This window comes from Microcoleus sp. A003_D6 (assembly GCF_036702825.1).
Classification (GTDB): Bacteria; Cyanobacteriota; Cyanobacteriia; order Cyanobacteriales; family Microcoleaceae; genus Microcoleus.
Genome location: NZ_JAUBWA010000018.1, coordinates 60,235 through 69,943, shown reverse-complemented (window position 1 = coordinate 69,943; position 9,709 = coordinate 60,235). Strand labels below are relative to the sequence as shown.

Below are 9,709 nucleotides of genomic sequence, written 5' to 3'. Positions count from 1 at the left end.
GTTGGCGGTTCACAGCGCAGAATCAATGAAGCCCAAGCTTATTTATGGATGGGACAGGTGGAGAAAGCGAAACAACTTTTTGCAAATCTGACCAAAAAAGCCGCACAGAATTTCTGTGTATATCTCAACAAACACGCCTGAACGAATCGTTAATTACCACTATTATCATTCCAATCAGATTTGTTCAATTGGTTCTGGTGCCGTGGAATCAGCAATCAAACAGATTGGTCGTCGTATCAAAATTTCTGGCGCCGGGTGGAATGAGCAAAATGTCCCGCAAGTCTTGGCTCATCGAGTAGCTTACTTAAATGGAATGATTGGTGTTAATCTCAAAGCAGCAGCTTAAATTATCATCAGTATAAATACTGATTGCATAACTGTTATGCTCCCATCTAGATGCAACACAGCTTATATCTGCAAATAATACCTTGAATTGAGAATGCGAGTCTCGCCCCCACGGCGTAAACGACAGCAACTACAGCTACTTGAGCTAGGTATCGCCCAATTCTGGATTGAGGGAATCGAAGAAACTGATTTAGATTCAGATTTATATCTAGTTTTGAATTTTAGTAGACCTAGATTTCGTTAAATCCTAATAGGATAAAAAACCTCCCGTTTGTAGTGAGGAATTGAGTCCTCTAAATCTAAATCCTCACCGTTTGTAGTAGACCTCTTGCAAAAATAATTAGAACGGGCTCTCCGGCCCGTTCCACAAGAAAAAATAACTCTTGTGGAACGGGCCGGAGAGCCCGTTCCATCAATTGATGAAAGGATTTTTGCAAGAGGTCTAGTAAGAACTTTAGTTTTCTCAATCCTAACAAGAAAAAACTGAAGTCCTTACTGCGAACCTTAACCGCGATGAAAATATCTCATTTGATGGCGGTCTCAATCCACTGTTTTAAGGTAGAATTGACTTCATCAATGGGAATTTCTTGTGATTTGTGAGTTGCTCTTTCCACGACTTCGACTTTGCCTGCTTTCAGGGAACGGCCGGGAACAATACGATAGGGAATGCCAATTAAATCGGCATCTTTAAATTTGACTCCCGCACGTTCATCGCGATCGTCCAGCAGGGTTTCAATGCCAGATTGATTGAGTTCTGCGTAGAGTTTTTCGGCGACTTCTACTTGTTGGGCGTCGGAAATATTGGGGATGCTGATGATGGCATGATAGGGGGCGATCGCCACCGGCCAAATAATCCCGTCTTTGTCGTAGGATTGTTCTACAGCCGATTGAGCTAACCGCGATACGCCGACGCCGTAGCAGCCCATAATTAACGGCATTTCTTCGCCTTGTTCGCTGGTGTAGGTGGCGCCCATTGCTTGGGAGTATTTTGTGCCTAGTTGGAAGATGTGACCGACTTCAATCCCTCTGGCGGTGTGCAGTGTTTGTTCGGGATTGTGAATTGCCCGATCGCCCTTCTTAGCCTTCCTCACATCTACTGCTAAACTCGGTAGGGGAAATTCTTTCCCCCAATTAGCCCCGACAACGTGGTATCCTGATTCATTGGAACCGGTGACAAAGTTTGTCAGGTCAACTGCGGTGCGATCGACTAAACGCAAAAACTTAGAATTTACTTCCTTGCTCCCAGCAATGTAATCATCAGCAACATCGGGAGCCATATAACCTAGAGGTAAAGATTTTGCAGCCCATTTTTGCTGAGCTTCTGCATCGGGGACTGTCAGAAATAGGATTGTTTTTGCTTGATAATCTCCAGCTAATTTGGTTAATTCATTCAGCAATTTTACCTGATTGACATCTTGGTCGCCGCGAATGCTGACCAGTACCAGCACTGTAATTCCGCTGTCATAAACAGCTTGATAAAGTACATTTTTGACAACTTGAGTAGGAGAACATTTGAAAAACTTGCAGAGTTTGTCAATGGTTTCCGTTCCGGGCGTTTCCCGTTTTTCAAAAGTTGTAAAGGTTGAGGTTTCAGTATCAGCAGGTATTGAAACAGCCTTTTCCAAATTAGCGGCATACTGACCATCTTCAGTGTAGAGAACTTCATCTTCCCCCGCTTCAGCCAACACCATAAACTCTTGAGAACCCGAACCACCAATTGCGCCAGAATCAGCATCTACTGCTCGGAATTGCAAGCCAGATCGGCGCAGCATATTGCTGTAAGCTTGAGCCATATCCTGATAAGTTTTTTTCAGGCTTTCTTCATTAGTGTGGAAAGAATAGCCATCTTTCATAATGAATTCACGACCGCGCATCAAGCCAAAACGGGGGCGAATTTCATCGCGAAATTTAGTTTGAATTTGATACAAATGTATAGGCAATTGCCGATAAGAACGAATCATATCTTTAGCAATTGTAGTAATTATTTCTTCGTGAGTTGGGCCCAATCCCAATTCTGTGTCGCGACGGTCTGTGAGAGCAAACATGATACCTTCAGCTTGAGTGTAGGTGTCCCAGCGGCCCGATTCCCGCCACAAATCGGCCGGTTGCAGTTGCGGTAGGAGGCATTCTTGAGCGCCGGTAGCGTCCATTTCTTCGCGCACAATTTGGGAGACTTTTTTGAGGACACGCCACATTAAGGGTAGATAAGCGTAAATACCGCTGCCGATGCGCCGGATGTATCCCGCACGGAGTAATAGTTTGTGGCTGGGGATTTCTGCTTCTGCTGGGTCTTCCCGCAGTGTGACGAAAAGCATTTGAGAGAGTCGCATAGCTGGTTTCCTTAAAATACCGGATGATTGTTATCTCAGATTAACTTCTGATATTATCAGAACTAAGCCAAATTTGATTAGATATTATGAATAAGATTTTGGAAAACTACCAAAAAGGTATGGCAGCATTTGATAATTGTCACCCTCCTACTGTGCAATCTCAGTGGGTTGCCTTAAAAGATGAAATAGGAGAATTTATTCAAGAACCTAATTGGAGCGAAATTTGGGATGTTGTTCATGCTGGTGGTCGATTGGTTTACAAACTAATCGGAATTCCTTTACATTTGCTGGCATATTCTACTGTTCGCAAACATAGCCAACGTTTCGAGGAGTATGGCTGCATTCGCAGCATTCGCAACTGTGAGGGTAAATGCTGCAAACAGTTGACAGTTGACAGTTGACAGTTGACAGTTGACAGTTGGTAGGGGCGGTGCCAAGAGTGCCCGCCCTTCTTAGTTGACAGTTGACAGTTAACGGCAAGGTTTTTACAAGCTCTTGATTTAACCCTTTTAGGTCAGCGCCAAATCCATATCCAGTAAGTCATTCCCAATCTAAAATCTAAAATCTAAAATCTAAAATTGCATGACCAGATTCATCCACGACCAATTTGCCAAACAGTATCTGAAAGAACTATTAACCCCTCTCGGCAATGTCGAAACCAGCCGCGACATTGCTGGAGAAGTGAGACAGATTGACGTTTTCTTTGCCCCAAAAGCAGAACCTGATGTCGAACCCACAGCCCTCGGTATTCTGGGTCAAATTGCAGCAAAACCCGCTGTAATTGAACCATTCCGCAGTCCAGTGCAAATCGGAGAAATTCGCAGTTGTCTGGGAAAACTCTTTGATATCCACGCCGAATATGAACGAGTCGCCGCCAGAGAAAATACCCGGATTGCAGAGGCAGACTTGCCCCAACTCTGGATACTGTCGCCGACTGTTTCCGACGCCATGCTAGCGGGATTTGGGGCGATTCCCGATCCCGAAAATTGGGTAAGTGGAGTTTATTTTCTGAGTCCGTCTCTGAAAGCAGCAATCATTGCCATTCACCAACTCCCCCGGACTCCAGAAACCCTGTGGCTGAGAGTTTTAGGGAAGGGAAATGTGCAGAAGCAAGCTATTGCCGAATTGAGGGAATTACCCTCAGATAATGTCTTTCGGTTGAATGCGTTAGAATTGTTGTACAACTTGCGAACGATTTTAGAAGTACGTCAAGACATAGATCGAGAAGATCGGGAGTTAATTATGGAACTGTCACCCCTCTACTTGCAACGGCTGGAAGATGCAACTCAGCGAGGTATGCAGCAAGGTATGCAGCAAGGTATGCAGCAAGGTATGCAGCAAGGTATTCAGCAAGGTATTCAGCAAGGTATTCAGCAAGGTATTCAGCAAGGTATTCAGCAAGGTATTCAGCAAGGTATGCAGCAAGCTATGCAGCGCGCTCAACGCCTGATGGTTGAGAGTCTGCTACAAGTAAAATTTGGCGAGATTGATGAAGAATTAGCCCAAATAATCGAGCCTTTGATTCAGCTAGAACCCCTCGATCGCACGCGACTAATTAGGCAGCTCGATCGCTCTGAATTGCTAGCTCATTTTGAACAAAAAAATCAACCGGAATCCTGACTCAGCAGCGCACTCTACAATCGGTAGGGTGCGCTAAATATCACTTTACTATTTATTATCGACAAAATCGGGAGTTAATTATGGAACTATCACCCCTCTATTTACAACGGCTTGAAGAAGCAACTCAGCGAGGTATCGAGCAAGGTATTCAGCAAGGTATCGAGCAAGGTATTCAGCTAGGTATCGAGCAAGGTATTCAGCTAGGTATTCAGCAAGTTATTCAGCTAGGTATCGAGCAAGGTATTCAGCAAAGTAAACGCGAGATTCTTGAGAGTATATTACAAGTAAGATTTGGCGAAATTGATGAAGAATTAGTCCAAATAATCGAGCCTTTGATTCAACTAGAACCTCTTGAAATCACGCGACTGAGTATGCAGCTCGATCGATCGCAATTACTAGCTCGTTTTCAGCCTAAAAATCAAACGGAATCCTAAAGAGACAGCGCACTATACGATATGTCGGGTGCGCCGCATCCCACTGTACTACTATTGATAATTGGTAGCCATCGCCTCCGCCTCAAACTTGCCTTTTTTGGGCTAACTCTACGACTACTCCTCCCAAATCAACTCATTTCTGACTTTAGAGGGATTTATTCTTCAGCTTCAAGAGCCATAATAAGCACTAAGGATGACATAGATAAAAAACGAATTTACTACTCATCCCGATTTCACTAATAAGGGCTTCCGTAAGATAAAGCCTGACGAAACAAACCACCATCTAAAAAGTTCCAAATCCCCTATTTAAACGTTAGGGGGTAATTTCAATATGCCTAAGCAGGTATCAAACTTTAGGAGGTAAATTATGTTTGAAAGCGAGTTATTAATGTCGCTGTACAGTCCCAAACTCACCCTTGCTCAAATGCCAATAGAAATAGATGTGCCATTTGACCACGCCGATATCGGAGGGCTGATGTTTTTAAGCCCTCAGTTTTTCGTGTCATTAATCGCCGGAGTCATCATGGCTTTCGGCTTCCAATTCCTGTTAACAAATTTCTCGATCGCCGCCAAAATCTCAAATTGGGACGAGGCTTTACCCGACGATGACGATGATGATGAGTCCGAAAGTTTAGGCAGTAAAGTTCGGAAAATAGAAGGTTTAGTCGGGGGTTGGATTTTAGTCACCGTTAACCTGGCTTTATTTTTGGCTTGTTTTCTGGCGGTCAAACTAACTTCAATTGCCAGCGTAGATGGAGCGGCAATTATTGGTGTAGTCATCTGGGCCGCGTACTTTTTAACCCTTGTGTGGCTCGGTTCTAGCGCCGTCGGTTCTATGATCGGTTCCTTGATAAAAACCGCTTTTTCAGGCGTTCAAGGCGTGATGGGTACTGCGGGTGCTGCGATCGGCGGCAAGATGGCCAGCGACCAAATGGTCAACACTGTAGAGGCATCTGTTGCCGCTGTCCGCCGCGAATTGAGTTCGGCGGTAGACCCGGATAGCATTCGCGAAACACTGCAAGATTATGTGGGTTCTTTGCAGCTACCGAAACTAGATGTTAAGGAAATTCGCGGTCAATTTGAAAAGTTGCTGGGCGATGCAGATATCAAATCTCTTGCGGGAAGCGACGTTCTCAAGAACGTTAACCGCCAGACTTTTGTGGATTTAATTAAGAGTCGCACAGACTTTTCTCAAGAGGAAATCACTCAAGTTGCCGACCAACTCGAAGGCGTTTGGAAGCAAACTTTCGGCAAGCAGCAAGAGCAGAAAGACCCGAATTTAGAGTTGGTTGATTTTCTTAAATTTGCGGCTCCCGATTTGCTCAAGTCTGACGAACTCAACGCCAAGCTGTCTCAAATTCTGGAAAATCGGGAAAACAAATCGGAATCCAGCAGCGGCATGAAGCGAGCGATGCAGTTGGGTGTGGAAGCTCTTGTGGGAACTGTTTTGTCGCGGACGGATTTGTCTGATTTGGATGTTGAAAAAATCTCTGGTCAGTTGCAGCAACTGACAGCAAAAGGGACTCAAAAAGCTAAATCTTTGGCTTCTCAGGCGGGCGACAAAGTGCCTGCGCTGCCTTTCAATACAGCTAAGGCTGATGTGGAAAATTACTTGCTGAATGCCCAACCTTGGCATCTCAACCGGGAGACAATCAAGCAGGAATTTAGGGATGTTATTTACGACCCGGAAGCTTCTCCAGGGGCAGTTTTGCGCCAGTTAGAAATGTTTAATCCCGATTATTTTGTAGAGATTCTGGGCCGCCGTGAGGGGTTTGCTCCCGAACAAGCACAGGAAATTGCTCAACAGCTTGAAGGTGTCCGCCAAGAAGTGTTGGAAATAGTGCAAGCTGCTGCTGGTGAGGAACAGTCTCAAGATTTGCGGAGCCGGATTGAGAATTATTTACGATCGACCGGCAAGGAAGAATTGAATCCTGAAGGTATCGAGAAGGATTTCCAAGCGCTGTTGGAAGACCGGGATGCTGGTTTTGAGGCTTTGCGCGATCGCCTGTCTCAATTCGATCGCGATACTTTGGTACAGTTGCTCGGCCAGCGGGAAGATTTCAGTCCAGAGGAAGCAGATCAGTTAATCGGGCGGCTCGAAAGTTCGCGCGATCGCGTGATTTCTAAAGCTCAAGAATTGCAAGAGCAAGCGAAATCGAAAGCGCAGGAAGTGCGGCAAAAGGTGGAAGACTATCTCCGCAATACTAATAAGGAAGAACTCAATCCCGAAGCGATCGAGCGCGAGTTTCAAACGCTGTTAAACGACCCGGAAGCCGGATTTAAAGCGCTGAAAGAACGCTTATCTCAATTCGATCGCGATACTCTGGTGCAACTGCTGTCGCAGCGCCAAGACCTCAGCGAAGAACAGGTAAATCAGGCGATCGACAAAATCGAATCTGTGCGCGACAACATTATCCACGCGCCGCAAATAGTTGCAGATAAAGCTAAGGAGCAGTACGAGGAAGTTACTGCAAAAATTGGCGAGTACCTGCGGAATACTAACCTCGAAGAACTCGATCCAGAAGGCATCAATCGAGATTTGACCAAATTGTTTGAAAATCCGAAAGAAGGTGCCTTGGCGCTGCGGGAAAGACTGTCTCAGGTCGATCGCGAAACTTTGGTGAAGCTGCTTTCGCAGCGGGAAGATTTGAGCGAAGAACAGATAAATCGGACGATCGATCGCGTGCAAGATTCGATTCGCAGCATCGTGAAATCGCCCCGCCGCTTGGCCTCTCGCGCTCAAAAAACGGTCAAGGATTTCCAAGGAAGTTTGGAAAATTACTTGCGGAATACGGACAAGGATGAACTCAATCCTGACGGTATCAAGCGCGATTTGCAGTTGCTGTTTAGCGAACCGGGAACGGGGATGCAAAGTTTGGGCGATCGGCTGAAACACTTCGATCGCGGTACTTTGGTAGCATTGCTGTCGCAGCGGGAAGACATCTCGTCCGAGGAAGCTAACAAAATTGCCGACCAAATTGAATCTGTCCGCAACCAAATTGTCGAACAAGTTCAAATGGTTCAGGACAAGTTTCAGTCAGCAATCGACGGTATTTTCACGAAAATTCGGGATTATCTCAATTCGCTCGATCGACCGGAACTCAATTACGAAGGCATCAAGCGGGACTTCCGCAAAGTGTTTGACGACCCGCAGGCCGGATTTGACGCGATTAAAGAGCGTTTAGGCGAGTTCGATCGCGGTACTTTAGTTGCCCTGCTGAGTTCTCGTTCCGATATTTCCGAGACTGACGCGCACCGAATTGTTGACCAAATGGAAGGAGCCCGGGACAGCGTTTTATTGCGTTCGGAACGCCTGCAAAATGAAGCCAAAAAACGCATCAAACAGCTCAAGAACAAGGCTAAGCAGCAAGGAGAAGATGCGCGGGAAGCGGCAGCAACTGCTGCTTGGTGGCTGTTCGGTACGGCTCTGACTTCTGTGGTTGTTTCTGCTTTGGCTGGAGCAATAGCAGTCAACGGTATTTCTGGTTTGTTTAGCTAGACTTTCCACGAATTGGAAATAAACTTCTCCTGATTCTAGGCTGGCTGTTTGCCAGCCTATTTTCTTGGGAATAATATCAGAGTCCTTCAAGATTCTATAGTTGGCGGAAAAACTCTCGATAAATCGAGCGCCAAGTCGTGAAGATAAGGCAGATTAACAGACTCGTTGGGTAGAAAAATTCTCTTGACCCGATAACCAAATTTGCCTTGCGAATTCTGATAAGGTTCGCTGTAACATTCCAAACAAGTTTCTAATAAGTTAAATATCCAATAATCAGAGATGCCCGCTTCAGCATAAAGGGGCAACTTGACCTGTTTGTCGTAACTCAAAGAAGAATCCGCAATCTCAATCAGTAACAGTATATCCGCTGGACAGGGGTGAGAGGATAGATAGTCATCAGGGCGATTTTGCACGATCGCGCGATCGGGTTCTGGTTCGCTGTCATCAGGCAAAATAATCGGTTGTTGCCCTCGCAGTGTCGCCCGTTCTCCCAGCAGCTTAAATAACTCGCGTTCCAAGCGTGTCTCGCAAACAGAATGAGCCGTACTTTTAGCAGCTATGTTTACAAGTTCTCCCTTGATTAACTCAAGTCGATCGTCCTCAGCAAAAAATCCCAGTTCTGTCAAGCGGTGATATTCCGCTGTGGTGAAGCGTTTAGCAGTTGCGGACATAACAGCCACCTCAATACAGGTCTGTTGCGATTATACGCGATCGTCGATCGGCTAAACAATACTAATGTAGAGCACAGCTAACAACAATCTTGTCAAATTTGCCTCATCCTTTAGTTGCAAACTTTGCCAATTTTGGTGAATTTACTTCACAAACTTATGTTGGGATCATATCTGCCTTTAGCAAGATTCTAGCATCACTATTTATTAGGTAATTTAACTAAGTAGCAAACAAAAGTTTTCTCAAAAATAAGAAAACTGAACAATAGATATTATTTTGGAGGCTTGAATGACATTTACTACTGTCGGTGCTTACGACCAAGGAAAAGCAGATATTCAGAGCTTGAGTGTAGACGACCAATTAGGTGTGCTGTGGTTTGTTTACACCGAAATGGGCAAGTCAATAACGCCAGCGGCTCCCGGTGCTTCCGGTTCCGAAATCGCTCAGGGTTTGTTCGAGCAAGTCAAGCCGCTGCCCCACGACGCACAACTGCAAGTAATGCGCGACATTGCCTCAAAAGCGAATACAGAAATCAGCCGGATGTACGGCTCGATGAGCCCGGAAACCAAGCTGGCTTTTTGGTATTTTCTAGCAGTAGGAATGGACGAAGGAACTATTATTCCCGTGCCTCCCGACTATGAACTTCCCGAAGCAGGAAAAGCTTTATTAGGAAAGGTTCAGGGCATGGACTTCCAGCAGCAAATTGATTTTCTTCGCGGTACAGTTTTAGAAATGGGTGCTGAAGCCGCTCCGGGGGCTGGCATTTAATTTAAGTACAATCAGCACGAGCAATCAGAAACCGGGTTTTTTTG

Annotated in this window: 7 protein-coding genes and 1 pseudogene; 6 read left to right on the top strand and 2 right to left on the bottom strand. The window is 45.5% G+C overall.

The window, feature by feature from the left end:
* Positions 1–346 (top strand): annotated as a pseudogene (locus QUB70_RS07795) (ISKra4 family transposase); the annotation flags it as partial.
* Positions 347–869: 523 nt separating this feature from the next.
* Here the strand turns inward: QUB70_RS07795 and QUB70_RS07790 are convergent.
* Positions 870–2,675 (bottom strand): proline--tRNA ligase, encoded by a 1,806-nt coding sequence (locus QUB70_RS07790; protein ID WP_332979440.1) that lies wholly within the window; start codon positions 2,673–2,675, stop codon positions 870–872.
* Positions 2,676–2,761: 86 nt separating this feature from the next.
* Here QUB70_RS07790 and QUB70_RS07785 point away from each other — a divergent pair, with 86 nt between their 5' ends.
* The 4 genes from QUB70_RS07785 (at position 2,762) to QUB70_RS07770 (ending at position 8,228) form a co-directional block, all read left to right on the top strand.
* Positions 2,762–3,076: a hypothetical protein gene (locus QUB70_RS07785; protein ID WP_332979439.1), complete on the top strand. Its 315-nt coding sequence runs from the start codon at positions 2,762–2,764 to the stop codon at positions 3,074–3,076.
* A gap of 181 nt (positions 3,077–3,257) precedes the next feature.
* Positions 3,258–4,295, top strand: coding sequence for a hypothetical protein (locus tag QUB70_RS07780; RefSeq protein ID WP_332979438.1), 1,038 nt, complete (start codon positions 3,258–3,260; stop codon positions 4,293–4,295).
* An 80-nt stretch (positions 4,296–4,375) separates the two neighbouring features.
* Positions 4,376–4,729 carry a hypothetical protein gene (locus QUB70_RS07775; protein WP_332979437.1) on the top strand — a complete coding sequence of 118 codons (354 nt, stop codon included), beginning with the start codon at positions 4,376–4,378 and terminating at the stop codon, positions 4,727–4,729.
* Positions 4,730–5,096: 367 nt separating this feature from the next.
* Positions 5,097–8,228, top strand: coding sequence for an MFS transporter (locus QUB70_RS07770; RefSeq protein WP_332979436.1), 3,132 nt, complete (start codon positions 5,097–5,099; stop codon positions 8,226–8,228).
* Between the two features lie 86 nt (positions 8,229–8,314).
* Here QUB70_RS07770 and QUB70_RS07765 read toward each other — a convergent pair whose 3' ends face one another.
* Positions 8,315–8,899: a Uma2 family endonuclease gene (locus QUB70_RS07765; RefSeq protein WP_332979435.1), complete on the bottom strand. Its 585-nt coding sequence runs from the start codon at positions 8,897–8,899 to the stop codon at positions 8,315–8,317.
* A gap of 286 nt (positions 8,900–9,185) precedes the next feature.
* On the opposite strand from QUB70_RS07765, the gene QUB70_RS07760 reads away from it, so the two are divergent.
* The gene (locus QUB70_RS07760) at positions 9,186–9,665 is read left to right on the top strand and encodes an orange carotenoid protein N-terminal domain-containing protein (protein WP_332979434.1); all 480 of its coding nucleotides are present in this window, start codon (positions 9,186–9,188) and stop codon (positions 9,663–9,665) included.
* Positions 9,666–9,709: the final 44 nt, after the last annotated feature.